This window comes from Streptomyces bullii (assembly GCF_042657145.1).
Classification (GTDB): Bacteria; Actinomycetota; Actinomycetes; order Streptomycetales; family Streptomycetaceae; genus Streptomyces; species Streptomyces bullii.
Genome location: NZ_JBHSNY010000015.1, coordinates 208,869 through 234,182 on the forward strand (window position 1 = coordinate 208,869; position 25,314 = coordinate 234,182).

Annotated in this window: 24 protein-coding genes and 1 pseudogene; 10 read left to right on the forward strand and 15 right to left on the reverse strand. The window is 74.1% G+C overall.

All coding sequences use genetic code 11. The features are described from left to right. Nucleotides 1–61: 61 nt before the first annotated feature. Genes egtD through egtA form a run of 4 tightly spaced genes read right to left on the reverse strand, consistent with a single transcriptional unit; the run spans nucleotide 62 to nucleotide 4,525 of the window. Nucleotides 62–1,024 (reverse strand): L-histidine N(alpha)-methyltransferase, encoded by a 963-nt coding sequence (gene egtD / locus ACFPZJ_RS35540; RefSeq protein WP_381030522.1) that lies wholly within the window; start codon nucleotides 1,022–1,024, stop codon nucleotides 62–64. Beyond that, nucleotides 1,021–1,833, reverse strand: coding sequence for an ergothioneine biosynthesis protein EgtC (gene egtC, locus ACFPZJ_RS35545; protein ID WP_381030525.1), 813 nt, complete (start codon nucleotides 1,831–1,833; stop codon nucleotides 1,021–1,023). Before egtC ends, egtD begins: the two co-directional genes overlap by 4 nt. After that, nucleotides 1,833–3,206, reverse strand: a complete 1,374-nt coding sequence (gene egtB, locus ACFPZJ_RS35550) for an ergothioneine biosynthesis protein EgtB (RefSeq protein WP_381030527.1) — start codon at nucleotides 3,204–3,206, stop codon at nucleotides 1,833–1,835. The genes egtC and egtB overlap by 1 nt, the downstream gene beginning before the upstream one ends. Beyond that, nucleotides 3,203–4,525 (reverse strand): ergothioneine biosynthesis glutamate--cysteine ligase EgtA, encoded by a 1,323-nt coding sequence (gene egtA, locus ACFPZJ_RS35555; protein WP_381030529.1) that lies wholly within the window; start codon nucleotides 4,523–4,525, stop codon nucleotides 3,203–3,205. Before egtA ends, egtB begins: the two co-directional genes overlap by 4 nt. A 313-nt stretch (nucleotides 4,526–4,838) precedes the next feature. On the opposite strand from egtA, the gene ACFPZJ_RS35560 reads away from it, so the two are divergent. Continuing rightward, nucleotides 4,839–5,675, forward strand: coding sequence for a TIGR02452 family protein (locus tag ACFPZJ_RS35560; protein ID WP_381030532.1), 837 nt, complete (start codon nucleotides 4,839–4,841; stop codon nucleotides 5,673–5,675). Between the two features lie 179 nt (nucleotides 5,676–5,854). Here ACFPZJ_RS35560 and ACFPZJ_RS35565 read toward each other — a convergent pair whose 3' ends face one another. Together ACFPZJ_RS35565 and ACFPZJ_RS35570 are read right to left on the reverse strand one after the other, a co-directional pair. Beyond that, on the reverse strand, nucleotides 5,855–6,301 hold the full coding sequence (locus ACFPZJ_RS35565) for a type II toxin-antitoxin system PemK/MazF family toxin (RefSeq protein WP_381030534.1): 447 nt from the start codon (nucleotides 6,299–6,301) through the stop codon (nucleotides 5,855–5,857). Nucleotides 6,302–6,331: 30 nt separating this feature from the next. Further along, nucleotides 6,332–7,756, reverse strand: coding sequence for an amidase (locus ACFPZJ_RS35570; protein WP_381030536.1), 1,425 nt, complete (start codon nucleotides 7,754–7,756; stop codon nucleotides 6,332–6,334). A gap of 292 nt (nucleotides 7,757–8,048) precedes the next feature. Here ACFPZJ_RS35570 and ACFPZJ_RS35575 point away from each other — a divergent pair, with 292 nt between their 5' ends. Then, nucleotides 8,049–9,437 carry a glycoside hydrolase family 43 protein gene (locus ACFPZJ_RS35575; protein ID WP_381030538.1) on the forward strand — a complete coding sequence of 463 codons (1,389 nt, stop codon included), beginning with the start codon at nucleotides 8,049–8,051 and terminating at the stop codon, nucleotides 9,435–9,437. A gap of 354 nt (nucleotides 9,438–9,791) precedes the next feature. Next, a complete protein-coding gene (locus tag ACFPZJ_RS35580; protein WP_381030541.1) occupies nucleotides 9,792–10,367 on the forward strand; it encodes a DM13 domain-containing protein in 576 nt (191 codons plus the stop codon). A 72-nt stretch (nucleotides 10,368–10,439) separates the two neighbouring features. Here the strand turns inward: ACFPZJ_RS35580 and ACFPZJ_RS35585 are convergent. Continuing rightward, nucleotides 10,440–10,667, reverse strand: a pseudogene (locus tag ACFPZJ_RS35585) (thioredoxin domain-containing protein); the annotation flags it as partial. Between the two features lie 160 nt (nucleotides 10,668–10,827). After that, a complete protein-coding gene (locus tag ACFPZJ_RS35590; protein ID WP_381030543.1) occupies nucleotides 10,828–11,148 on the reverse strand; it encodes an STAS domain-containing protein in 321 nt (106 codons plus the stop codon). A gap of 331 nt (nucleotides 11,149–11,479) precedes the next feature. Here ACFPZJ_RS35590 and ACFPZJ_RS35595 point away from each other — a divergent pair, with 331 nt between their 5' ends. Beyond that, on the forward strand, nucleotides 11,480–11,908 hold the full coding sequence (locus ACFPZJ_RS35595) for a VOC family protein (protein WP_381030546.1): 429 nt from the start codon (nucleotides 11,480–11,482) through the stop codon (nucleotides 11,906–11,908). 66 nt (nucleotides 11,909–11,974) lie between these two features. On the opposite strand, the gene ACFPZJ_RS35600 is transcribed toward ACFPZJ_RS35595, so the two are convergent. Then, nucleotides 11,975–13,237, reverse strand: coding sequence for an MFS transporter (locus tag ACFPZJ_RS35600; RefSeq protein ID WP_381030661.1), 1,263 nt, complete (start codon nucleotides 13,235–13,237; stop codon nucleotides 11,975–11,977). Nucleotides 13,238–13,489: 252 nt separating this feature from the next. Between ACFPZJ_RS35600 and ACFPZJ_RS35605 the strand changes: the two genes are divergently transcribed. Continuing rightward, a complete protein-coding gene (locus ACFPZJ_RS35605; RefSeq protein WP_381030548.1) occupies nucleotides 13,490–13,915 on the forward strand; it encodes a CBS domain-containing protein in 426 nt (141 codons plus the stop codon). Nucleotides 13,916–13,995: 80 nt separating this feature from the next. Here ACFPZJ_RS35605 and ACFPZJ_RS35610 read toward each other — a convergent pair whose 3' ends face one another. Further along, complete coding sequence (locus ACFPZJ_RS35610) at nucleotides 13,996–14,448, reverse strand: YbhB/YbcL family Raf kinase inhibitor-like protein (protein ID WP_381030550.1); 453 nt, start codon at nucleotides 14,446–14,448, stop codon at nucleotides 13,996–13,998. 116 nt (nucleotides 14,449–14,564) lie between these two features. On the opposite strand from ACFPZJ_RS35610, the gene ACFPZJ_RS35615 reads away from it, so the two are divergent. Further along, nucleotides 14,565–15,599 carry a sigma-70 family RNA polymerase sigma factor gene (locus ACFPZJ_RS35615; protein WP_381030553.1) on the forward strand — a complete coding sequence of 345 codons (1,035 nt, stop codon included), beginning with the start codon at nucleotides 14,565–14,567 and terminating at the stop codon, nucleotides 15,597–15,599. On the opposite strand, the gene ACFPZJ_RS35620 is transcribed toward ACFPZJ_RS35615, so the two are convergent. After that, nucleotides 15,505–15,939 (reverse strand): MBL fold metallo-hydrolase, encoded by a 435-nt coding sequence (locus ACFPZJ_RS35620; RefSeq protein WP_381030556.1) that lies wholly within the window; start codon nucleotides 15,937–15,939, stop codon nucleotides 15,505–15,507. The genes ACFPZJ_RS35615 and ACFPZJ_RS35620 overlap by 95 nt on opposite strands. A gap of 303 nt (nucleotides 15,940–16,242) precedes the next feature. Then, a complete protein-coding gene (locus ACFPZJ_RS35625; RefSeq protein WP_381030558.1) occupies nucleotides 16,243–17,355 on the reverse strand; it encodes a CapA family protein in 1,113 nt (370 codons plus the stop codon). Nucleotides 17,356–17,432: 77 nt separating this feature from the next. Here ACFPZJ_RS35625 and ACFPZJ_RS35630 point away from each other — a divergent pair, with 77 nt between their 5' ends. Continuing rightward, entirely contained in the window at nucleotides 17,433–18,857 is a 1,425-nt protein-coding gene (locus tag ACFPZJ_RS35630; RefSeq protein ID WP_381030561.1) for an RtcB family protein, read from the forward strand. Between the two features lie 93 nt (nucleotides 18,858–18,950). On the opposite strand, the gene ACFPZJ_RS35635 is transcribed toward ACFPZJ_RS35630, so the two are convergent. Beyond that, entirely contained in the window at nucleotides 18,951–19,406 is a 456-nt protein-coding gene (locus ACFPZJ_RS35635) for an archease (protein WP_381030564.1), read from the reverse strand. 245 nt (nucleotides 19,407–19,651) lie between these two features. On the opposite strand from ACFPZJ_RS35635, the gene thiI reads away from it, so the two are divergent. Beyond that, nucleotides 19,652–20,890 carry a tRNA uracil 4-sulfurtransferase ThiI gene (thiI, locus tag ACFPZJ_RS35640; RefSeq protein ID WP_381030567.1) on the forward strand — a complete coding sequence of 413 codons (1,239 nt, stop codon included), beginning with the start codon at nucleotides 19,652–19,654 and terminating at the stop codon, nucleotides 20,888–20,890. Nucleotides 20,891–20,981: 91 nt separating this feature from the next. Further along, a complete protein-coding gene (locus tag ACFPZJ_RS35645) occupies nucleotides 20,982–21,641 on the forward strand; it encodes a dienelactone hydrolase family protein (protein WP_381030569.1) in 660 nt (219 codons plus the stop codon). A 36-nt stretch (nucleotides 21,642–21,677) separates the two neighbouring features. Here ACFPZJ_RS35645 and ACFPZJ_RS35650 read toward each other — a convergent pair whose 3' ends face one another. Further along, a complete protein-coding gene (locus ACFPZJ_RS35650; RefSeq protein WP_381030572.1) occupies nucleotides 21,678–23,123 on the reverse strand; it encodes an FAD-dependent oxidoreductase in 1,446 nt (481 codons plus the stop codon). 54 nt (nucleotides 23,124–23,177) lie between these two features. Then, nucleotides 23,178–24,389: a polysaccharide pyruvyl transferase family protein gene (locus tag ACFPZJ_RS35655; RefSeq protein ID WP_381030575.1), complete on the reverse strand. Its 1,212-nt coding sequence runs from the start codon at nucleotides 24,387–24,389 to the stop codon at nucleotides 23,178–23,180. Nucleotides 24,390–24,628: 239 nt separating this feature from the next. Between ACFPZJ_RS35655 and ACFPZJ_RS35660 the strand changes: the two genes are divergently transcribed. Further along, nucleotides 24,629–25,288: a phosphoribosyltransferase gene (locus ACFPZJ_RS35660; protein WP_381030579.1), complete on the forward strand. Its 660-nt coding sequence runs from the start codon at nucleotides 24,629–24,631 to the stop codon at nucleotides 25,286–25,288. Nucleotides 25,289–25,314 lie beyond the last annotated feature (26 nt).

Genomic DNA, 25,314 nt, shown 5'->3' on the forward strand with positions numbered 1-25,314 from the left:
GCAGGGCCGGGCGACCCGCCCGGCACCCGTGGGGGGCGCCATGCCGACGGGCCCCGGACGCTCAGCGCGCCATGCTCAGCGACAGCGCGAAACGGCCCTCTAGGTCCGTCCACCAGTGCGCCAAGTCCAGGCCGGCGGCGAACAGTTCGTCCCGCGCACCCTCCTTCCGGAACTTCGCCGACACCTCGGTGCGCAACTCCTCGCCCGCCGCGAAGTCGACGGCGAGGCCGAGCGCGGGCACCTTCACCGTCTGCGCCGCGCGGGAACGCAGCCGCATCTCGATCCACTCGTGCTCGGCGTCCCACAGCGCCACGTGATCGAAGGCCGCGGGCTCGAAGTCGGCGCCCAGCTCCCGGTTGATCACCGCCAGGACGTTCTTGTTGAACGCGGCCGTCACCCCGGCCGCGTCGTCGTACGCCCGGACCAGGACCCGTTCGTCCTTCACCAGGTCCGTGCCCAGCAGCAGGGCGTCGCCCGGGGCGAGCAGGGCGCGGACGGAGGCCAGGAACGCGGCGCGCTCCGCCGGCAGCAGGTTGCCGATCGTGCCGCCGAGGAACGCCACCAGCCGGGGGCCCGGCGTGTCCGGCAGTGTCAGTTCCGCGGTGAAGTCGGCGATCAGCGCGTGCACGCCGAGCCCCGGCCGCTCGGCGGCGAGCGCCCGCCCGGCCTGGGTGAGGGCGCTCTCGCTGACGTCGACGGGGACGTAGGTGCGCAGCTCGGTGAGCGCGTCGAGCAGGTGCCGCGTCTTCTCGGAGGAGCCGGAGCCCAGCTCCACCAGGGTGCGGGCGCCGGTGGCCGCGGCGATCTCGCCGGAGCGGGTGACGAGGATCTCCCGCTCGGCGCGTGTGGGGTAGTACTCGGGCAGTTGGGTGATCCGCTCGAACAGTGCACTGCCGTGCGCGTCGTAGAACCACTTGGGCGGCAGCGTCTTGGGGCGGGACGTCAGGCCCCGGTGGACGTCGGCGCGCAGCGCGGCGTCCGTGGCGTCCTCGGGCAGGGTGCGGGTGAGATGGAACGGACTCACGTACAGGGCTCCTTGCGTCGTGCGGGTGCCGTGTCGTCGCTCGGCTCCTCGGCGGGATCGCGCGGTACCTCGATCGGGGTGAGCAGGACGTCGGTGCGGCTCGCCGCCAGCAGGGTGCGGTCGGGCACCTCCTGCCAGTGCGGATCGTCGTCGTAGGGCTCGGAGGCCACGACGGTGCCGCCGCCGGGCCGCGCCAGGTACCACAGGGTGTCGCCCCAGGCGGTCGCAGTGACGGTCTCGCCGTCGGTGAGGAGCAGGTTGAGGCGGGCTCCGGGGGCCGCCGCGGCGACCTCCAGGACCGTGTCGGCCAAGGCCTGTCCGTCCTCCTGGCCGGCGCGCAGCCGGGCGAGCACCAGGGCCCACACGAACGCGGAGTCGTTGCGGGCCTCCAGCGACAGCAGGTCCTCCGGCGGAAGGGTTTTCGCCACCGGGGCCAGTGTGTCCGGCCAGCCCGGCACGGCGCCGTTGTGGCTGAACAGCCGGCGGCCCGCGGCGAACGGCGCCGCCGCGGCCTCCGCATCGGCGCCCGACAGCGTCGCGTCCCGCACGGCCGCGAGCAGCGCGCTGGTCCGTACGACCCGGGCCAGGTCGGCGAAGGACAGGTCAGCCCAGATCGGCCCGGCCCTCCGGTACCGGGCCGGCATCGGGTCCCCCTCGGCGTACCAGCCCACCCCGAAACCGTCCGCGTTGACCGTTCCGTACCGCTGCCGCCGGGGCGCCCACGACTGGCGGTACAGGCCGTGCGGCGGCTCCACGACGAGCCGGCCCAGCGGCTCCTCGGGTCCCACATAGGCGAGGTGACGGCACATCAGACCGCCTCCGCCGAGCGCGCCGTGCGGAACCCGGAGAAGATCTGCCGCCGGATCGGGTAGTCCCAGTTGCGGAACGTGCCCCGGCAGGCCACCGGGTCCACGGCGAACGAACCGCCGCGCAGCACCTTGTACTCGGATCCGAAGAACACCTCCGAGTACTCCTTGTACGGGAACGCCCGGAACCCCGGGTACGGCAGGAAGTCGCTCGCCGTCCACTCCCACACGTCACCGATCAACTGCCGCACGCCCAGCGGCGACTCACCGGCCGGATAACTCCCCGCCGGGGCGGGGCGCAGGTGCCGTTGCCCCAGGTTGGCGTGGTCCGGCGCCGGATCGGCGTCGCCCCACGGGTAGCGCATCGAGCGGTCGCCCGTCGGGTCGTGGCGGGCGGCCTTCTCCCACTCCGCCTCCGTGGGCAGCCGGCGTCCGGCCCAGCGGGCGTAGGCGTCGGCCTCGTACCAGCACACGTGCAGCACCGGCTCGTCGGGCGGCACGACCTCGGTGACGCCGAAGCGGCGCCGCAGCCACTGCCCGCCGTCGCGGCGCCAGAACAGCGGGGCCGTGATGGAGTGCTTCCGGATGTGCGCCCAGCCCTCCGGCGTCCACCAGCGTGACTCGTCGTAGCCGCCGTCCTCGATGAACGCCTGGTAGGCGCCGTTCGTGACGGGCGTGGTGTCGATGTGGAAAGGGGGCACCTCGCGCCGGTGCGCGGGGCGTTCGTTGTCCAGTGCCCACGGCTCGTCGCAGGTGCCCATCGTGAACGGTCCGCCGGGGACCAGGACCTCGGACGGGCCGGTGAACAGGGGCACCGGGTCCGGGTCCGGGGCGGTGAGCGCCTGCGGGCCCCTGCGGAGCTGATGGGTGATCAGCATGGTCTCGTCGTGCTGCTGCTCGTGCTGGGCGATCATCCCGAAGGCGAAGCCGGCCTCGGTCAGCCGCGTCCCGTGGAACGCGGTGCCCTCCAGCACGTCCAGCGCCCGGCCGCGCACCTCGGCCGCGTACCGGCGGGCCTCGTCGGGCGGCAGCAGCGGCAGCCTGGGGCGCTCGGCGCGCGGGTGCTCGAAGGCGTCGTACAGGCTGTCGATCTCCGGGCGTATCGCCTCCTGCCCGGCGACCGCCCGCAGCAGCCACTGCTCCTCCTGGTTGCCGATGTGGGCCAGGTCCCACACCAGCGGGGACATCAGCGGTGAGTGCTGGGCGGTCAGTTCGGGGCCGTCGACACAGGTCGTCAGCAGGGTGGTGCGGTCGCGGGCGGTGGTCAGCGAGGCGAGGGCGCGCTCGCGGAGGACGTCGGCGTCGACGGCGGTGCCGGCGCCGGAGCCAGGGACGGAGCGGGAGTCGGTGCCGGCGTCGAGGGCGGGATCGGTCATGGGCGGATGTCCTTCCCGTGCGGGCGCGTCCCGGGGCGGTCCGAGCCGCGCAGCCGGTCCAGCAGGTCGTCGGCGGGGCAGCGGCCCCGGGCTACGTAGCGGTCCCGGTACGCCGTGACGGCGTCCGTGACCGCGGTGGTGGCGCCGAGCCGTGGCAGGGCCCGCAGCGCGGCCGCGAAACAAAGGACGGCGATCTCGTGCAGCTCGGGGTCGGCCAGACCGTGCCGGGCCGCGTCCCGCCACAGCGGATTGTGCGGCGCGGGCCGTCCCAGGGCCCGCTCGGCCAGCGGTTTCACGGCCCGGTAGGCGGTCTCGGCGGCCTCCGGGTCGTCGAACAGCGCCGTCGTCACGGCCAGCGGCACGATCCAGCCGTCGTCGCCGGGCTGCGCGTCGATCATGCGCAGCTCCAGGTGGCCGCGCGGCCTGACCGGCGGGAACAGCGTCGTGAGGTGGTAGTCCAGGTCCTCACGGCCGGGCGGTCTGGGCGACCCCGACCGGGTCCACTCCCGGAAGGACAGCCCCTGCGGGACGTCCCAGGGCCCGCCGTTTTGCCGGACGCACATCACCGGCGAGTCCAGGACGTGCCGGGCCCAGGCGCCGCGCGGGTCGGCGTCCAGTACCGGTGCGCCCGCCCGGCCCGCGCCGATCTGCGCCCACCTCAGCTGGCGGGTGGACAGCCAGCCGGTCGGCCGGTGACCGGCCAGAGGGGAGTTGGCGAAGGCGGCCACCAGGACCGCGCCCAGTTGGTGGGCCAGCCACCAGCGCCGGACGTGGCCCAGCGGGCCGGGCTCCTCGCACCCGGCGTCCAGGCACACCTGCACGGAGGCGGAGGCGCACATCATGGCGCGGCCGGCCGGGCCGGTGCGGTCGAGGCAGGTCTCCATGGCGTCGTAGCGCGGTTCGCGCAGGAACCGGCGGGGCGTGTGCCAGGGATCGTGGCCGATGCCGACGAGCGTCAGATCGTCCTCGCGCAGCACCGCGCGGACGGCGTCGAGATCGGCGGAGACGGTACCGATGCACTCCATCAGGGAGGCGGCGGGCGGCGAGCTCAGCTCCAGCTGGCCGCCGGGCTCGACGGTGAGCGCCGACCTCAGGGGCACGGTCCGCAGCGCGGCGTAGGCCGCTTCGAGTCGCTCGGACGTGACGGGGAGCTGCGGGGTGCGCAGCTCGTGGACGAGCCATTCCACCTCGACTCCGAGGCGGCGGGGCGGCCCGGTCTTGAAGCAGATGCCCCGGACGAGGGCCTCGACCTCGGCCTCCGATATGCCGGTGCGTGGCTCCGTACAGCCACCCACCGGGGCGGTTGACGATTCGGACATGTCAGGATCCTCCTGAGGTTCCAACCATGCCGCCGGCTCGGGGACCGATGGCCCGGGCCGGCATCACCCGTCCCACCCAAGACGCTCGTGTCGCTCGGCACAAGGGGGCGCAGGGGGACGTTCCGGGTCTGTCATCTCCCCTCGACGGCCGTTCGTGGCGGCTTTCCCGGTCGCTCCCGGGCCCCGCGACCTCGTGGCTCGGGGCCCGGAAAACCCGGTTGCCGCGCAGGACCAGGATCACTCAGGATGCGTGCATGAGCACGACGGGGGAGGCCGCACGCCGCGCGGTCGTGGCGCGTACGGGGGTCGCGCCGTGAGCGCGCGGCTGCGCGGCATCGCGCGGGAGACCGAGCAGATCGTGGCGGCGGGGCGCTACCGCGCGCCGGACGGGCGCGACGTGCCGATCGCGGCGGCGGTCGAGGCCGCGCGGGAGGGCACGCGGATGTACGGGCCGGGGGCGGTCGACGTGCCGCCGCTGCCCGCGCTGGACACGCTCGTCGAGGTCACGGGGGAGAGCAGCCTGGAGGCCGCTCGCCGGCTCGGCGGCACCGTGGCGGTGCTCGACTTCGCCTCCGCCCGCAACCCGGGCGGCGGCTACCTCAACGGCGCCCAGGCCCAGGAGGAGGCCCTGTGCCGGGCCTCCGCGCTGTACACGTGCCTGCTGGCGGTACCTGAGTTCTACGACCACCACCGCGCGCACCGTGATCCGTTCTACACGGACCGTGTCATCCACGCACCGGCCGTGCCCGTCTTCCGCGACGACCGGGGCCGTCTGCTGGACGAGCCGTACCCGGTCGGTTTCCTGACCGCCGCGGCCCCGAACGCCGGCGTCGTGCTGCGGACGGCTCCGGACCGGGCGGCGGACCTGCCGCGGGTCCTGGCCGCACGTGCCGGACGCGTCCTGGAGACGGCCGCGGCCTGCGGCTACCGGAGGCTGGTGCTCGGCGCCTGGGGCTGCGGGGTCTTCCGCAACGACCCGGCCCACGTGGCGGGCGCGTTCCGGGCGCTGCTGGGGCCCGGCGGGCGGTTCGCGTCCGCCTTCGAGCACGTGGTGTTCGGGATCCTGGACCGCACACCGGGAAGCGAGGTGCGCACGGCGTTCGCACGCGCGTTCGCGAACAGTGGGCTCCAGCCGCAGGGGCACGCCTGAGCCCAGGGGTGGCTCAGTTCCAGTCGCAGGGGGCGCCTGCCCGGGGCGGCTCGGCTCCAGCCGCACGGGCAGCCTGACCAGGGGGCCGGCTCAGCTCCGGCCGCAGGGGCACGCCTGTGCCCGGAGGCGGCTCAGCTCCTCCAGTCCAGTCGCACCAGCGCTCCGGAGCCCGGGGGTGCTCAGCTCCAGCCGTACCGCTCCCGCAGCCGGTGCCGGACCAGGTTGAAGCGCATGCGGTCCAGGGCGCAGGCCTCCCGGCGCATGCCGGCCTCGTGCAGCCGCAGCACCCGGTCCACGTCGACCCACGACTCCCGGCCGGACCGGTCCCAGGGCCCGCTGCCGATCGGCACCCACTCCCGGTCGCCGTCGTGCCGCTTGCTGGACAGCTGCACGGCGAGGAACGTGCCGGCCGCCTCGCGGGCCACGACGAGCACGGGGCGGTCCTTGCCCCGGCCGTCGTTCTCCTCGAAGGGCACCCACGTCCACACGATCTCCCCCGGGTCGGGGTCGCCGTCGTGCGCGGGCGAGTACTCGGTGCGCACCCGGCCCACCTGCCGGGGGTCGGCCTCGGTGGTGGCGGAGGAGCCGTGGCGTCCGGGGGTGTTCTCATCGGTAAACACGGTCACGGGGGAACCTTACGGCCTGGGCCAATGCGCTTACGCGGCGGGCGAGTCCGCGGTCACCGGGCGTGGCGGCCACGCCTCGTGCCAGCGCAGCTCCGCCTCCAGTTGCGAGGCCAGCCGCACGAGCAGCGGTTCGCTGCCGGCGGGGCCCAGTAGCTGCGCGCCGACGGGCAGCCCGCCGGTGACGAACCCGGCGGGCACGTTGACGCCGGGCCAGCCCAGCACGTTCCACGGCCAGGCGTACGGGCACGCCGCGATCATCGCCCGGTCGGTGGCGAAGCCGTTCAGGTGGAGCAGGGCGCCGATCCGGGGCGGGGGAGCGGCGGTCGTCGGCGCGAGGATCACGTCGTACGACGTGAAGAACGCGCCGATCCGGCGGTGCAGCACCGCCTCGGCCCGCCGGGCCGCCCGCAGCGGTGCCCCGCCGAGCAGCCGGCCCAGCCGGGCCGCGCCCAGGGTGCGCCGGTCCAGGAGCGCGGGGAAGGGCGCCTCGCTCACCCGCTCGGCGATCCCGGCCGTCGCGCGCGGCACGAAGGTCAGCCCGATCTGCCCGTACGGCGGGTCGGCCTCCTCGACGGTGTGCCCCAAGGCAGCCATCGTCTCGGCCAGTTCGACGACCCGGGCCCGCACCTCCGGCTGGAGCCGGGCAGGGGCCGCGGTGAACGGCGGCTTCAGGGAGAGGGCGACGCGCAGCCGGCCGGGGTCGCGGCCGACGGCTTCCGAGGCGTTGACGGCCGGGGGCTGGTGAGGGTCGTCGGGGTGGTTCCCGCTCGCCGCGTCCAGCAGCAGGGCCGCGTCGGCGACCGTACGGGCCAGGGTGCCGTTGACCGTGATGCCCTGGAAGGACTCGCCGCGCGGCCACGTCGAGATGCGGCCGCGCTGCGGTTTGATGCCGATCAGGTGGGTCCAGGCGGCGGGGATGCGTACCGACCCGGCGCCGTCCGAGCCGAGGGCGGCGGGCACGAGCCCGGCGGCGACCGCGGCGGCCGAACCGCCGGACGAGCCGCCCGGGGTGTGCTCCGTACTCCACGGATTGCGGGTCGCGCCGAACGCGGGCCCCTCGGTGAACGGCCACTGCCCGAACTCGCAGGTGTTGGTCTTGCCGACGATCACGGCCCCGGCCGCCCGCAGCCGCCGTACCGCCTCCCCGTCCTCGGCGACCGGCGGGAATGAGCCGCAGCAGCCGAAGGCGGTCGGCTCGCCCGCCACGTCCATGTCGTCCTTCACGGCGACGGGCACCCCGAGCAGCGGCTTGCGTACGCCCGCCGACAGTTCCCGGTCCGCGGCCTCCGCCTCGGCGAGCGCCGCCTCCGTCCGCACGATCCGGAAGGCGTTGAGCGTCGTCTGCGTCGCCTCGATCCGCGCCAGCGTCCGCTCGACGAGCGCCCGGGACGTCACCTCCCCCGCGGCCAGCGCACGGGCGGTCTCCGTCAGACCTGCGGCACGGTCGAACGTCATGCGGGCACCTCCGGGGGCGACTGGTCTACCGAACGGTAACGTCCGGAGGGCCGGGAGCGGAGCGTTTCGCGGCGGACCGGGGCACGTGGCGCAGGCGCTGTCGCCGCACGCGGTGGGACTCGGCTGGGCACACGGGACGCGGCTCTCGCGCACGGCGGCTCACTGCCGCCCCACAGGTGCGCATCGAGTCCTGCGCGAACCATTGACGGGTCACGGCCCCACCCCTACCTTCTGATCGACTTTCCGAACTCCGTTCGGTATTTCGACCCTTGTGCTCGAGGGAGAGCCGCCCGTGACCCCACCCCCCGCCACCCCGGCCCGCCGTACCCTGCTGCGTGCGATGGCCGCGCTGCCCGCCTCGGCGGTGCTGCTGGGCGAAGCGCCCGGACTGCTCGGCAGCGCCCTGGCCGCCGCACCGCCGAGCGGCTCCGCCACCCGCTACACGATCGTGCCGTTCCTCAACAGCGACGACGGCACGGTGAACGTCTACCAGTCGGACGACGCCACCGACTTCCGGCTGGTCAAGGCGTCCGCGTACACGCCGCCGAGGAACCGCATCCGCGACGCGAGCATCCTCAAGCACACGGACGGCTTCTACTACATCACCTACACGACACACACCTGGCAGGACACCAGCACCACCATCGGCTTCGCCCGCAGCTCCGACCGCGTCAACTGGACGTTCCTCTACGACTACACGGTGCCCATCGCCAATCTCTCCCGGGCCTGGGCGCCCGAGTGGTTCGTCGACAGCGACGGCAGCGTGCACATCATCGTGTCCTGCTCGACGACGAACGACCAGTGGATCTTCACGCCGTACCTGCTGCGTGCCACCAACTCCTCGCTCACCGCATGGAGTTCACCGGTCGCCCTGTCCGGCATCGGCGCCAACCACATCGACACGTTCCTGGTGAAGCTGGGCTCGACGTACCACGCCTTCACGAAGAACGAGACGACGAAGTACATCGAGTACGCCACCGCCGCCAGCCTGACCGGCCCGTACACGATCCGCCGGACCGGCGACTGGGCGGGCTGGGGCAGCTACCGCGAGGGCCCGGCGCTGGTCCAGCTCGACAACGGCGGCTGGCGGATCTTCTTCGACGGCTACGGCGACGGCAGTTACTACTACAGCGACAGCTACGACACCTTCGCCACGTGGTCCGCGCCGGCCGAACTGCCCGCCGTCTCCGGCACGGACCGTCACTTCACGGTCGTGAAGGAGACGGTGTCGGGCGGCCCGGTCCTGGCGAAGAACGTCACCCGTTCCTTCCGGTCGGCCAACTACACCACCCGCTACTGGCAGGAACAGTCCTCGCTGCTCAACCTCCCCGTGGTGAGCGCCTCCAGCACCACGGCCGAGAAACAGGCCTCCACCTTCACCGTCGTGGCGGGCCTGGCCGACGGCAACGGCTACTCCTTCCGCGACGCGGCCGGCAAGTACCTGCGCCACTGGGACTTCCGCGCCCGCTTCGACGCCAACGACGGAACGTCGACGTTCGCCAAGGACGCCACGTTCGTCCTGCGCGCCGGCACCGCGTCGGGCTCCGTCCGCTTCGAGTCGTACAACTATCCGGGCCGCTATCTGCGCCACTACAGCTACCAGTTGCGGGTGGACCCGTCGGACGGCACGGACCTGTTCCGGCAGGACAGCTCCTTCGTGCCGGTGACGGCCTGGGCCTAGGCAGGGCCGCGGCGTGGCGTGGCCGGGTCCGCGACGGGTCCGGCCACGCCACCACGCCCGCCGGGTGATCTGCGAGGTCGCTCCCGGGTCGCAGGGGACGCCGCCGAAGCCGTCCCGTTTCCGTCCGGCGCTGGTGCCTGGCCTTGCGGACGCCGCTGGGGTGGGTCGCGCGCTTCGTCAGTGCAGCCGCGTAGTTGCTGACCGGGTTGCCGGCGAAGAGATCGAGGGCCATGTCCGCCATCGCGGGCCGCGCGGTGACGTAAGGGTTTCGTCATCCGCCTCGGAGACACCGACGTCGCTCCGTCCGGTGGAATGGGTGGTGGCAGAGGTTGATCTCTCGTGAGGAGGGGCGCGATGGGGTGCGCGCGGCGTGTGCGGGGCAGGCTTTTGGTCATCGGGGCGCTGGTGGCGGTCGTCGTCGGGGCCGGCGCGGGGCTGTACTGGTTCCAGCCGTGGAAGCTGTGGCAGGACGAGACGGTGCGGGAGGCCCTGCCCGGGCCTGTGCAAGGGACCACGTCAGGGGCGCCTGCTACGGCACCGTCCGGGGCGTCGTCCTCGCCGGCCGCTCCGCCCGGACCCGTGACACTGGCGAGCGGCCGGCTGATCAGCCATGAGCACACGACGTCGGGCACCGTGAGGCTGGTACGGCTCGCCGACGGCTCCCACGTTGTCAGGCTGGAGGGACTCGACACCAGCAACGGGCCCGACCTGCGGGTCTGGCTGACCGACGCGCCGGTGAAGGAAGGGCGGGCCGGCTGGCACGTGTTCGACGACGGCGAGTACGTCAGTCTCGGAAGACTCAAGGGCAACAAGGGCAGCCAGAACTACCCGCTGCCCGACGACGTCGATCCCACTCGCTACAGCAGCGTCAGCATCTGGTGCGACCGCTTCGACGTGTCCTTCGGCGCGGCGGAACTGGCCCGCGCCTGACGCAACACGGCGGCCGGACGGGGGAGTCGCCGACGCCCCCGGGCGGGCGGCCACCGGCCCGTCCCGGCGCGCTCAGGCCAGGGCGTCCAGCGCGGTGAGCATGTCGGCCGGTTCCGCGCGCCGGGTGTAGTCGGTGTCGACGAAGGCCCAGCGGATGACGCCCGCACGGTCGATGACGTACGTGGCGGGCAGCGGCAGGGTGCGTGCGTGACCGCCGTTGACGCGCTGGAGGTCGAAGCCGAACCGGTCGTAGAGCGCGGCGAAATCGTCCGGCAGGTCGAAGGCGAGGCCGTACTGCTCCGGTGGCGCCCTGGCGGAAGGCTTCCCCGCATGCCCGCGCGGTCAGGCCGGCACGGATGGCGGCGGTGACGCGGTCGACGCCGCCCGAAGGCCGAGCCGTCCTGACGGGACGTCGCCGAGCGGCCCGCGCATCCCCCCACCCCCGCACCCCTCGGCCGCCTCAGCCGCGCAGCGCCTCCTCGAGCGTGGCGTGGCATCCCATCACGGTGTCGAGACCGACGAGCTGGACCACGCGCAGCACCGGCCCGGGCGGTACGACCAGACGCAGCCAGTTGCCCCGCGCGGCCTGGTGGGCGGCGAGGAGGGTGTTGATGCCGGTGGAGTCGATGAAGGTCACCGCGCTGAGATCGACCACGGTGTTCTTCCCGGCCTCCATACATGCCACCACGGTGTCGGCGAGCCGGGAGCCGGCGTTGTAGTCGACCTCCCCCTGGAGCGTGACGACCGTGACACCGTCGGCTGTGGCGGCCTGCGTGATCACCAGCGGTTCTGGGACAGCTGGTCCTTCGGCTTGAGTCACTGTTCCCCTCGGAGGTGGTGGCAGCAGGGCCATGCCCGGTCTGGTCGCAGGGCCCACGATGCAATGCCGCGAGGAGGCGGTGCAACCCCGCGTCCGGGACTGCCACGCGACCGTGTCCGAAGAGGGGCGGGGCCGGTCGTCCGCACGGCCTCCCGGCCCGTCGGCATCGACCGAAAACCGTTCGACGGCCGCCGCCCGGGGTGCCTACGATCCGGGACGCGGCATCGCGTGTCGGTCACCGGCCGGGTGAGGCATGGAGGCGCCGCGGAGATGCCCGTGGAGGCATTGAGCAGTGTCAGTCGAGTTCAATCACACCATCGTTCTCTCCCGCGACCGGGAGAAGTGCGCCCACTTTCTCGCGGAGATCCTGGGGCTGGAGGTCGGGGAACCGGCCGGGGTGTTCCTGCCCGTGACGACGGCCAACGGCGTCACGCTGGACTTCCTCACCGTGGACGCCGACATTCCCCCGCAGCACTACGCGTTCCTCGTCTCCGAGGCCGAGTTCGACGAGGCGCTCGCCCGCCTGGTCGAGCGCCGTGTCCCCGTCCAGGCCGATCCGCACGGCAGGCACCCGCGCCGGATCAACCGCAACGACGGCGGGCGCGGCGTGTACTTCCTGGATCCGGACGGTCACGGCCTGGAGATCATCACCCGCCCGTACGGCAGTGACCCGTCGTCACCGCTGAACGGGGTGACGGAGGAAGTCACCGGAGCCTGCTGAGCACAGGCCGGGGCGGGGCCGGAGTGGCCGGAGTCCCGCCCCGGCCTTGGGCCCGCCGGTCGCCGTTCAGCGGCCGTCCGCCTCGATCGGCAGGGGAGACGGCTCCCGGTCGGGGCCGGGGGAGTGGCCGAGGCGGGGGAGCAGGAGCGGGGTGGCCCACAGCAACAGGCCGGCGAGGGCGATCGCGGTCCGGGGACCCGTCAGTTCGGCCAGCAGCCCCCACAGGGCGGTCAGGGCCGCGATGGTGGCCTTGCCGGTCGCCGACCAGGCGGACAGGGTACGGGCGACGCGGTCCGTAGGAGTCCGTTCGAGCCGGTGCGTGGCGAGCACCGGGTTGAACACGCCCGCGCAGGTGATCAGCGCGAACTCCACCACCATGACGAGGGCGAGGCCCGCCCCGCCCGGCCGGACGAAGGCCAGCCCGAGCGGCCAGCAGGCCCGCAGCGTCCCGGCGACGCGCAGGACCTGGTGCCGGCCGAACCGTGCGACGAGCCGCGGGGACAGCCGGGAGCCCAGCAGACCGCCCGCGCACGGCACCGCGAAGGCCAGGCCGTACTGCCAGGGCGCGAATCCGAGATCACCGAGCATCAGGACGGCCAGCACCGGCGCGGTCGCCATGATGAGCCCGTTCACCAGGACCGCGTTGAGGAACAGCGGGCGCAGCGCCGGGCTGGCCAGGATGTACCGCCAGCCGTCGAGCAGGTCGCCGGCCCGCAGCCGTTGCGGTGGGTCCGGGCGCGCTGGAGGCTGCTCCGTACCGCCGACGGCGCGGATCCCGCAGGCTGACAGCAGGTAGCTCACGGCGTCGGCGAGGACCGTCGTCACCGGACCGAACATGCCGATCGCGGCCCCGCCGAGCGGAGGCCCGACCATGGTGGCGGTCCAGGTCGTGGCCTCGAACCGCCCGTTCGCGACGAGCAGGTCCTCCCGCGGCAGGAGCTGTTTCAGACACGCCCCGGCCGCCGCGTTGAAGGTGATGTCGGCCGCGGCGACGACGACCGACACCAGCAGCAACTGGCCGACGCCCAGCCCGCCGAGCGCGTACACAACCGGGATGCTCAGCAGCGCCGCGCACCGGACCAGGTCCGCCGCGATCATCACCGGCCGCTTGCGGCGGAACTCCACCCACGGACCGAGCGGCACCGCGACCACCGCGCCCACCGCCGGCCCGGCGGCCGCCAGCAGCGACACCTCGGTCGTCCCCGCGTCCAGCACCAGGACCGCGAGCAGGGCGAACGCGTCGAGCGCCAGCCAGGTGCCGAACGCGCTGACCGCGTACGCCGCCCACAGCCACCCGAACCGCCGCCCCAGCGACCGCCTCCCCACCATGCCCGGCTCGCCCTCGCTCTCCACCCGGACGGCCGCACGCCGACCGGGGGACATCAAAGCGAGCGGGCGGGGCGGCCCGCAAACGACCGATCGACCGGCCGGGCCCCGATCACCGGTGGGGCCCGCCGGTCCGCCGCCGAGCGGCTTGGCCCCCGCCGCCGCGATCCGCGGCTGGTTTACGGGCGCCGGTGCGGGCTACGCGGCGACACGGAATACGAACGCCTTGGCGGCGACACAGCCCTGGAGGTGCCCATGACCCGGCGGATAAGGGACGTGATGTCGCCGGACGCGGCGTCCGTCGAGCCGATGACCACGGTGGCGCGGGCGGCCCGCCTGATGCGGGAGCGGGACATCGGCGACGTGCTGGTGGCGTACGACTGCGACCTGTTCGGAGTGCTCACCGACCGCGACATCGTGGTGCGGGCCGTCGCCGAGGGACGCGACCCCGAGGCCACCCCCGTCGGTTCGCTGTGCACGCGCCCGCCGGTGGTGACCCTCGCGCCGGACGACACCACCGACGACGCGATCGCCCTCATGCGGCGCCACGCCGTGCGCAGGCTGCCGGTCGTGGAACGGGGCGGCTGCCCGGTGGGCATCGTCAGTCTCGGCGACCTCGCCACGGCCGAGGACCCGCACTCGGTGCTGGCGGACATCAGCAGGGCCGAGCCCGGCCACTGAGCCGGCGGGCGCGGCCGGCCGTCCGAGCCGACGCGCGCGACCCGCCGACGAGGTGCAGCGCGCGACCGGTCAGCGGTGGGTCAGCGCTGGTACAGCCCCACCAGCGTGCCGCTCGCGAGCTGCCGTTTCTCGACCGCCTCGTGCACCTGCTCGGCGCTGGGCGCGTCGGGCAGGACACAGGCCTCGGACAGGGCGTACAGCCGGAAGAAGTAGCGGTGTGCCTCGTCCCCCGGCGGGGGATGCGGACCGCCCCAGCCCTGTTCGCCGTAACCGTTGACGAGTTCGGTGCCTCCGGGCGGCGACTGGCCCGCGTCCATGCCGCCGCTGCGGGAGTCGATGCCGACCACGATCCAGTGCACGAAGGTGCCCGACGGCGCGTCGGGATCCTCGCAGAGCAGCACCAGTTCCGCCGCGTCGTCGGGTACGCCGCTCCAGGTCAGCGGAGGGGAGACGTTCTCTCCCTCGTACGCGTACCGGCGCGCGATGAAGGAGTGGTCGTTGAATGCCGTGCTGCTGAGTTCGATGCCGGACATGTGGCCCGGTGTACCCCTGCCACCGCACGGCATGCGGTTCGGGCCCGGCCGCCTCGGGTACCCGATGGATCTCTTGCGAAGACGAGGCCGGAACGAGGAGGAGACGGAGGAACGAGATGTCTCCCCGGGCGAAGAATCCCCTGGCGGAAACGTCCGCGGCCGGCACCCACGAGGACCGTCGCGCCCCCGCCCGCACCGCACGGCTGCGCAGCCGCATCCCCGAGCCCGACGAGGAGCCCGACCTGCTCGGCCAGTACCTGAACCAGATCGCGGCGACGCCCCTGCTCACCGCCGAGGACGAGGTTCGGCTGGCCCGGCGCATCGAGGCCGGCGTCCGGGCGCTGGAGGAACTGGACCAGGCCGACGTCGGCGAGCCGGGCCTCGAACCGGCGCGGCACCGGCAACTGAAGGAGACCGTGCGGGACGGGCAGGCGGCCAAGGACCACATGGTGCGGGCCAACCTGCGGCTCGTGGTGTCGATGGCCAAACGCCACGCCCACCGCGGCCTGCCCCTGCTGGACGTCATCCAGGAGGGCAACCTGGGTCTGATCCGGGCCGTGGAGAAGTTCGACCACACCAAGGGCTTCAAGTTCTCCACGTACGCCACCTGGTGGATCCGCCAGGCCATCGAGCGGGGCCTGGCGGCGCACGCCCGGACGGTACGGCTGCCGATGCACGTCGTGGAGCAGCTGCAGAAGCTCGCCAAGGTGGAGCGGAAGCTCCAGCTGGCGCTGGACCGCGAGCCGACCGCCGGGGAGGTGGCCCGCGAGAGCGGCATCGCCGAGGACAAGGTGGACTGGCTGCGCCGCGTCGGACGGCACGCGGTCAGCCTGGACACCCCTGTGGACGAGACCGGCGAGACCGTGGTCGGCGACCTCATCCCCGACACGGAGGTGCTGCAGGCGCCGGAAGTCGCCGAGTACCAGGCGCTCGCCGAGGAACTCCGGGAGGCCATCGGCACCCTGGAGCCCCGCGACGCGATGATCCTCAGCCTCCGCTACGGCCTGCACGACGGAAAGCCCCGCACCCTGGAGCAGGTCGCCCGGCACGTGGGCCTCACCCGGGAGCGCGTCCGTCAGCTGGAGAAGGCCTCGCTCGCGCGACTGCGCGCCCCCGAGACCCGGGACCGGCTGCTGGCGTGGACCGGCTGACGGGCAGCGGCACCGAGTAGGTGCGCCCCTCCACGCCCCACTCCCCGGCCGGTGGCCGCGCCCCCGCGTCGATCGCGCGCAGCACGGGCCGGCCGATGTGGGCGTACACCAGCCGCCGCACCCCGTGCCGCAGGGCCTGCGCGGCGACGTCCTGCACGGTCGCGTGGCCGCCGACGCCGCCTGGGAACCGGATCGGCCGGCCCCACGCGGCGGCCTCGGCGAACATCAGGTCCGCCCCCGCCACCCACGCGGGGAACTCCCAGAACTCCGGTGCCCACACCACCACGCACCCGCCCGCCTCGATGCGATAGCCGTACGCGGGGTGCGAGGTGTGCACCACCGGACGGCACCGCACCCGCAGGATCCCGAACCCCGCACCCCCCCGTCTCCAGGCCCGCGAAGTCCAGGTCCCCGGCCCGTGCGCGGACCCCCCGTTCGGCGGCGCTCCGGCGCAGCGCCGACCGCAGTTCCGCCCGTTCGTCGGTGACCAGCCAGCCGTCGAGACGGCCGGGCGGCGGCTCGGCCCCGGGCCCGCCGTCGAAGGCCACGCGGTACCCGGCGCAGCGCAGCAGCAGACCGGCGGGCGCGAACCGCGGCGAGTGCATCGCCCCCACGCCGAGCAGGGTCAGCCGCAGCCACCGGGTCATGGTCCGGACACCAGGGCCAGGGCGCCGTCGGGCTCCAGGACGACACGCGCGCCGCCGCGGCCGATCCGGTCCAGCGTCGCGCGCAGCCACGCGCGGTCCTCCCGGGGCGCGGCCTCCAGCCGCATCCGCCGGACCCGCAGCGGCACCATGCGCAGCCCGGCCAGGTGCCCGCTGTCCGCCGCGAGCGACACCAGGAAGGCCAGGCGGAGATCGTCGCGGTACTGCTCGTAGCCGGAGATGCCCTCGTAGTCGTCGACGAAGTCGCCGCAGCCGTACAGGATCAGGCGGTCGCGGTACACCTCCAGCGGGCGGGGGTGGTGCGAGGAGTGCCCGTGGACGACGTCGGCACCGCCGTCCACCAGGGCGTGTGCGAAGCGGACCTGCTCGCGGGGGACGGCGTATCCCCAGTTGGACCCCCAGTGCACGGACACGACCACGAGGTCACCGGCCCGCCTGACGCGCCGTATCCGCTCCACGACCGCGTCGGCCTCCCACAGCGACAGTTCGGGGACGTACGCCACACCGGGCCGGTCCGCCGTGGCGGCCCAGTCGGCCGGGACACCGCTGGAGGCCGTCCCGAGGGCGAACACCAGCACCCGCCCGCCCCGCGGCAGGGGCACCGCGGCGGGCGCGTGGGCCTCGGCGGCGCTCCGGCCCGCGCCCGCCGTCCGCAGGCCCGCGCGCGCCAGGGTGTCCAGGGTCTCCAGCAGGCCGGGACGGCCGAAGTCCAGGACGTGATTGTTGGCCAGCACGCACACGTCGGGCCGGACGGCGGCCAGCGCGGGCACGTTGTCCGGGTGCATCCGGTAGTGGATCTCCTTGCCCGGCGCGAAGGTGCCCCCGCTCGTGACCGACGTCTCCAGGTTGACGATCCGGGCGTCCACGGCGGCCTCGTCGAGGATCCGCAGCGTCTCGCCCCACGGCCAGGAGGGGGCGACCGGGGCGGGGATCGGCCCGTTGGCGGACTCCGCCAGCCGGACGTAGGAGCGCGCGTCGGCCACGTACGCCTCCCGCAGTGCCGGATCACCGGGATGCGCCAGGATCTGGTCGACGCCGCGCCCGAGCATCACGTCCCCGCACAGGAACAGCGTCACCGCTCTGCCGCCCATGCCTCCACGGTAGGACGGTCGCGCAGGTGTCGGCCCGGCCCAAACGCGGTACTCGCGGCGCATCGCAGGAGGTCGCGATGGCACTGGCCGTGGACCTGGTCGAGGACAGCCCCTACCGCTTCCGCATCCCGCCCCGGGCGCCGATGCGCGTCCCCGGCGTGGTGTTCGCCTCCCGCGACCTGCTCGCCGACGCCGAGCAGTCACTGGAGCAGGTCGCCAACGTCGCCACGCTGCCGGGCATCGTCGGCGCCTCGTACGCCATGCCGGACGTGCACTGGGGCTACGGCTTCCCCATCGGCGGCGTCGCGGCGACCGACGTCGCACAGGGCGGGGTGGTCTCGCCGGGCGGCGTCGGCTTCGACATCTCCTGCGGAGTGCGGCTGCTGGCCGCCGACGCCGACGGACGGCAGTTCCAGCCCGCGCTGCCCGCCGTGATGGACGGCCTGGACCGGGCCGTCCCGCGCGGCGCGGGCCCCGGCGGGGTGTGGCGGCTGACCGGCCCCGGGCAGCTGGAGCGCATCCTGTACGGCGGCTCCCGGTACGCCGTCGAGGAGGGGCACGGCGAGGAACGCGACCTGATCCGCTGCGAGGACGGCGGCGCGGTCGGCGACGCCGACGCGGCACAGGTGAGCGCCCGGGCACGCGAGCGTGGTCTGGCGCAGGTCGGCAGCCTGGGCTCCGCCAACCACTTCCTGGAGGTCCAGCAGGTCGCCGAGGTGTACGACGAGACGGTCGCCGCGGCGTTCGGCCTCTTTCTCGGCCAGGTGTGCGTGATGATCCACTGCGGCTCACGCGGACTCGGGCACCAGATCTGCACCGACCACGTCCGCGCGATGGACCGCGCCATGGCCCGCTACGGCATCACCGTCCCCGACCGGCAGCTGGCGTGCACGCCCGTCGACTCACCGCAGGGCCGGGACTACCTGGGCGCGATGGCCGCGGCCGCCAACTACGGGCGCGCCAACCGTCAGTTGCTCTCCCACGCGGCCCGCGGGGTGTTCCGGCGCGCCGCCGGCACCCGCCTGTCCCTGGTGTACGACGTCTCCCACAACCTCGCCAAGATCGAGACCCACGAGGTCGGCGGCCGGCGCCGCCGGCTGTGCGTGCACCGCAAGGGCGCCACCCGCGCCTTCCCGCCCGGCCACCCCGAACTGCCCGCCGACGTCCGGGAGTTCGGCCAGCCGGTGCTGATCCCCGGCACCATGGGCACGGCCTCGTACGTGCTGACCGGGGTGCCCGGCGGTGACGCCTTCTTCTCCACCTGCCACGGCGCGGGCCGTGTCCTCAGCCGCCACCGCGCCGCCCGCACTGTCACCGGCCGGGAACTGCGCGCCAGGCTGGAGGCGTCCGGCATCGCGGTCCGCCCGAAGTCCTGGCGCGGTCTGGCCGAGGAGACGCCGGAGGCCTACAAGGACGTCAGCGCGGTGGTGGCCGCGAGCGAGGGCGCCGGCCTGTGCCGCACGGTGGCCCGGCTCGTACCGCTCGGAGTGGTCAAGGGCTGAGCCCGGCGCGGGCAGGGGCTGACTCGGAGTGGGCAGGAGGTGAGCTCGCAGTGGTCAAGGGCTGAGCGCGGCCTGAGCCCGCCCGGGCGCCCGTCACGCGTCGACGGTCACCGTGCAGGACCAGCCGTACGGGTCCGGCCCGATGCGCAGGTCGTTCCACGCCACGGCCTTCGGCACGGCCCCGGTGATCTCCACGTCCGACAGTCCCGCGACCGCCAGCCGCACGTCCAGGCCGCCGTCGGCCTCGTCCGCCTCCACGTCCACCGGTACCTGGCCGTACACCTCAAGCCGGTAGATGACCTCGTCCAGCAGTGTGGCCAGCAGGTCGTCGTCACTGGCCTCGGCCAGCCGGACCCGGTCCACCGCTCTGGGCCGCACCCCGGAGACGTCGGCGAAGCACTCCACCATCCCCAGCACCGCCTCCGCCAGACAGTGTTCCCGGCTCGTCGCCCACGCCTCGATCCGGATGTCCGCGGTGTGCGGCACCGCCCGGTGCCCGCTCTCACCCGGCCGCCGTACCCGCCTGTCGTCGTCCGTCGCACCGCCCATGTCAACCGACTGCCCGATCACCGCCCACGCATGCGGGCCGGGACCGCACGACATGGAACGGGACACGCCCTCCCGGCCGTGCCGCATCGCGGGCGGGGCACGGGGTAGGAGAGGGGGCGCGCACGGGCGGCGACGCACGTGCCCTTTCGGATGATCGCTGATACGGGGGGGTGCCCTCCCGGGCACCTCTTCGTCCGGTGACGACGGAACCGGTGCCCGCCCAGGGAGGAAAAAGGGACCCAGGTATGCGGCAAGCGTGTGTACTGCTGAAGCACGGAGAACTGGCGCTCAAGGGACGCAACCGCGGACGGTTCGAGCAACAGCTGATGGACAACGCGCGCCGCGCCCTGCACGACCTCGGCCCGGACGTGCGGGTGCGCCGCCGGCGCGGCGTGATCGTGCTGTCCGCCCCCGGCCGTCCGGACCTCCAGCCCGAGCTGCTCGGCCGGGCACGCGAGGTGATCGGCGTGAGCGTGGTCCAGCCGGCCCTGCGGGTGGACCGCACCTCCGAGGCGGCGGTCGTCGCGGCCCTGGAGCTGGCCCGCGCGGCCCGCCCCGACGGCGCCCGCCCCCGCTTCGCGGTCCGGGCCCGGCGCCGCGACAAGGACTTCCCGCTCACCTCCACCGAGCTCAACGTCCTGATCGGCGCCGCGATCGGCGCGGAACTCGGCTGGCCCGTCGACCTCGGCGACCCGGACGTGGAGGTCGCCGTCGAGGTCGACCGGCGGGAGATCTTCGTCTCCGCCGCGCGCTACGCCGGCCGGGGCGGGCTGCCCGTCGGGTGCAGCGGCCGGGCCCTGGTGCTGCTCTCCGGCGGCTTCGACTCCCCGGTCGCCGCGCACCGCGCCATGCGCCGCGGCCTGGCCTGCGACTTCGTGCACTTCACCGGAGCCCCGCTGACGGGACCGTCCTCCGCCTACAAGGCGTACGCCCTGGTCCGCCGCCTCGCCCGGTTCCAGGGCGGGGCACGGCTGTGGATCGTCCCGCTGGGGCGCGCCCAGAAGGAGCTGTCCCTGGCCGGGGCCGGCTCCCTGCACGTGATCGCCCAGCGCCGTCTGATGGTGCGCACCGCCGACTGCCTCGCCCGGCTCCACGGCGCCCACGCCCTGGTCACCGGCGACAGCCTGGGCCAGGTCTCCAGCCAGACCCTGTCCAACCTGGCCACCGTGGAGCAGGCCGCCACGCTGCCGCTGCTCAGGCCGCTGCTGACCTGGGACAAGGAAGAGATCATGGCGGAGGCCGACCGGCTGGGCACCGGGCAGATCTCCCGCCTGCCCGACGAGGACTGCTGCAGCCTGCTCGCCCCCCGGTCGGTGGCCACCCGCACCACACCGAGCGGTCTGGAACGGCTCGAACGGCGCCTGGCCGTCGAGGCGACGGTGGAGAACCTGCTCGCCAGGGCGCGCCTGATGCACGTGCCCTCGGGCCCGGAGGAGGCATCGCGGGCCCCGGCCCGGGAGCCGTCCGCGGTCGCCGCGTCCTGACGGCCGCCCGGCGTCACCGTGCAAGCCGCGTGCCCTGGTGGGTACGCGGCCGGTGCACACCCTGAACGGCCTCGGGGAGAGGAGGCCCCCGATGATCTCCCGGACGGTCATGGTGCCCGCCGACGGCGAGACCCTGCCCGGCGACCTCGAACTGCCCCCACCCGCAGCACGGGCGGTCGTGCTGTTCGCGCACGGCAGCGGCAGCTCCCGGCACAGCCCGCGCAACCGCAAGGTCGCCGCCGATCTGCGCACGGCCGGACTCGGCACCCTGCTGATCGACCTGCTCAGCGAAGCGGAGGAGCGGCAGGACATGCTCACCGCCGAACTCCGCTTCGACATCCCCCTGCTGGGGCGCCGCCTCATGGCCGCGATCGACTGGCTGGGCGCCGAGCCCGCCACCCGCGACCTGCCCGTCGTCCTGTTCGGCGCCAGCACCGGCGCGGCCGCCGCCCTGGTCGCCGCCGCCGCGCGGCCCGACCGGGTGCTGACCGTCGTCTCGCGCGGCGGACGGCCCGACCTGGCGGGCGACGCGCTGGACGCCGTCCGGGTCCCGGTGCTGCTGATCGTCGGCGGCCGCGACCGGCAGGTGCAGCGGCTCAACGAGGAGGCGGCCCGGCGGCTGCACGCCCGGCACCACCTGCACGTGGTGCCCGGCGCCACCCACCTGTTCGAGGAGCCCGGCGCCCTGGACCGGGTCGCCGAAGCGGCCCGTGAGTGGTGCGAGGAGCAGCTGACGGCCACGGCACGCTGAGCGCCCGCCGCCCACCGACCGCCGCCGGCATAGGCGTCAGTCCGCCGCGGGCACGGTCGTGCGCAGCCGCGCCCCCTGCCGCAGCAGCTCCCGCTGCACCAGCCGGTAGGGCACTCCCCGCGGGCCGTGCCCGTGGCGCACGGTCAGCGCCGCGCACACCCCGGCCGCCTGCCCGGTCGCCATCGCGATCGGCATCACCCGGTACGACGAGTGCGCCACGTGCGTTCCCGAGATGCAGCGCCCGGCCACCAGCAGCCGCTCCGTCCCGCGCGGGATGAGACAGCGCAGGGGGATGTCGTAGAAGCTGCCCATGGGCACCCGCCTCAGGACGGTGCCGGAGCCGCGCGGGTTGTGGATGTCGATCGGGTAGGCGCCGTGCGCGACGACGTCCGGGAAGGCGCGGGCGGCCAGGATGTCGTGACCGGTCAGCTGGTAGTCGCCGAGGACCCGCCGGGTCTCCCGCACGCCGATGTGGACACCGCTCTGCACCACGTACGACTCCTCGAAACCGGGCACGCGGGTGCGCAGGAAGCGGTCGATCTGCGCGAGCTGGCGGCGGGCGGCGTACTCGGCCCGGGTCAGGTCCCACACGCTGGTGCCGAGCACCCTGTTCACCCGGGTGCTGTTGACGCTGACCTCACGCGGATGCGGGGTCGCGAAGAACAGGATGTCCTCGCGCGGCAGCCGAAGATCGCCGTCCGCCCGGGCCTCCTCCACCAGGTCCCACAGACCGTGCACGCCGCGCCACTGGTCGGGATGCGCCCGCACGTAGTCGGCGAAGTCCGGCCGCGCGAAGTCCGCCACCCGGAACATCAGCGTCATGGGCTGCACCAGCCCGTCCTCCTTGCGGCCGATCTCGTACGGCGCACCGCACGCGGCGGCCACGTCCCCGTCGCCCGTGCCGTCCACGACCACCCCGGCGTCGATCACCACCGGACCCGACTTGGTCTCGAACACCACCCGCCAGCCCGGGCCGTCGTCGAGCGGCAGGGCGGTGGAGGCGAAGGCGTGGAACAGCATCCGCACGCCCGCCTCGTCCAGCATGTCGAGCAGCACCAGCTTGAACAGCTCCGGGTCGAACGGGACCGTGTAGCCCGTCCTGGGGGAGGGCCGCAGGCAGCCGCCCCGGCCCATGAGCCGGTCCAGCAGGTTCCACAGCACGCCCGCGACCACCGGCTCGCCCTCCCCGTGGTCGGTGGGCAGCAGCCGGGAGTCCTCCCCGGACTCCGTGAAGGTGGCCTGCTTGTGCTCGTTGTGGAACGACATCAGCGGCATCACCAGCGCCGCGGTCGCGTTGCCGCCGAGGAACCCGTACCGCTCCACCAGCACGACGTCCGCCCCGGCGTCGGCCGCGCCGACCGCGGCGGCGAACCCGGCCGGACCGCCGCCGACCACCAGGACGTCGGTGCGGCCCCCGTGCTGAGCGGGGCGCGCGGGCAGGGTGACCGTACGGGGCTCTCGGGGCTCTTGCAGGATCGGCATCGGTGTCCTTCCGCGAGGCGGGCACGGCGGCTGTGTCACTCGCGCTCGGCCGCGTCACACGATCAGCGGGCGTGGCTCGGCCGCCGGGGCCCGCTGGTCCGCCGTCGCGTCCGGCCCGCCGCCGATCTCGTCGAGCAGCACCCCGCAGCGCGCGCAGGTCTCCCGGGCCAGCACGGACAGCTCCCGGACACGGGACTGCAGGTCCGCGCGGCGCTGCGGGTACTCGTCCCACAGCCGGTCCACCTCCGCCAGCAGCAGACCCGCCTGCTCCCGGGCCACGCCGACCAGGGCCGGCGCGCCGATACGGCTCGCGAAGTCGAAGACCTTGCCCGAGTAGGGCAGTGGCAGCACCGGCAGTCCGGTCAGCGCCGCGAAGATCACGAAGTGCAGCCGCATGCCGACGGCCAGGTCCAGATGGCGCATGAAGCCGAGCACCTGCCCCGGGCTGTAGGAGCCGTGCAGGATCCGGCCCTTGTCCGGCGCGGTCATGTGGGACAGCACGGCGTGCGCGTGCCGCACGTCGTGCCGTTCCATCGGCAGGAACACCACGTGCGCGTCCAGGCGCCGCACGAGGAAGTCCGCCACGTCGGCGAGGAGCGCGTGGTAGTCGCCCTCGTCCAGCTTCTCGGCCGCCCGTCCCGGCTCCCGTACCGACATCCCGACCAGACGGGAGCCGATGGGCACGCCCTCGTGGCGCATCATCTCGTCGGTGAACGGCTCGGGCTCCAGCAGCAGCGCCGGGTCGGCGGTGACGGTGATCTCGCGCTCGACCCCGACCTCCTCCAGCACCAGCCGGGACTCCTCGTCGCGGACCACCACGTCGTCGAAGTCCGCCAGGACCGTGCGCACGGACTCCCGGTCGTCGGCCTCCCGCAGCGGGCCGGCGCCGAGCGCGTACGCGAACGTGCGGACGCCCCGCTCCTGTGCGGCGCGGACCAGCCGCAGATAGCGGCGCGCCTCACCGTCGAACAGCAGCCCGCCGCCGCCCAGCACCAGCAGGTCCAGCGAGGTGAGCGCGTCCATGACCCGGTGGCGGCTGACGCCCTCCCAGTCCACCACCTCGTCGGCGGCCGGATGGTGGGCGCGGGTGTGCTCGGCGTTCCGGCTGAAGACGACCAGCCGGGCCTGCGGCCGCTGGGCGCGCAGACAGCCCAGCACGCAGGTGAGGATCGACTCGTCGCCGATGTTGAAGCCGCCGTACGAACCCAGCACGCCGATGCGCGGGGCCGACCAGGCGAGCTGCGGATGCGGAGGGTCAGTGATCATCCGGGTGCTCCCGTTCCGTCGGAGTCAGCGGGGGCTGGTGCGCCGGTGGCGCGCGGGTACCGCGTCGTGCGTACGGTCCCTCGGGTTGCCTGCGCGGCCCGGCCGGAAACACCCCGCGTTCCGAGTGTGGCCGAGGTCCGGGCGGCGCGCATCGTCCAGCGGGGAGGGGGTACGCGGGTGCCGGGCCCAGGGGGACCGTCTCCGGAACTGGCACTAGGGGAGAAGGAGGCGTATCCGCCATGCGGTTCCGTGATCGCCGGGAGGCCGGCCGGCACCTGGCCGAAGAGCTGCGCGTTCGGCAGAACGAGGGAAACCTGCCGGATCCCGTCGTCCTCGCCCTGCCCCGCGGCGGCGTCGCCGTCGCCCGGGAGGTCGCCGCGGCGCTCGACGCGCCGCTCGACGTGCTCGTCGTGCGGAAGATCGGCGCACCGTTCCAGGAGGAGCTCGGCGTCGGCGCGCTGGCCGGCGACGAGGAGCCGCTCTTCGACGAGGAGACCCTGGGCCGGCTGGGCCTGAGCAAGGAGAGACTCGCCCCCATCGTCGAGCGGGAACGGGCGGAACTGCGCCGCCGCGAGCGGCTCTACCGGCAGGGCCGTCCCGCGCCCGGGCTGCGGGGACGGACCGTGATCGTCGTCGACGACGGCCTGGCGACCGGCTCCACGGCCCGCGCGGCGCTGCGCGTCCTGCGGCGCCAGGAGCCCGCGCGGCTCGTCCTGGCCGCGCCGGTGTGCTCCCCGGAGGCGGCCGACCTGCTGCGCGGCGAGGCGGACGAGGTGATCTGCCTCTACCAGCCGGCCGCGTTCCTGGCCGTCGGCCTGTGGTACGACGACTTCGACCAGCTGACGGACGAGGACGTCCTGCAGGCACTGCGGGGCCACCACCGGTCGGTGAGCCAGTAGAACGGCTCTTACCCTCCCATTACCTG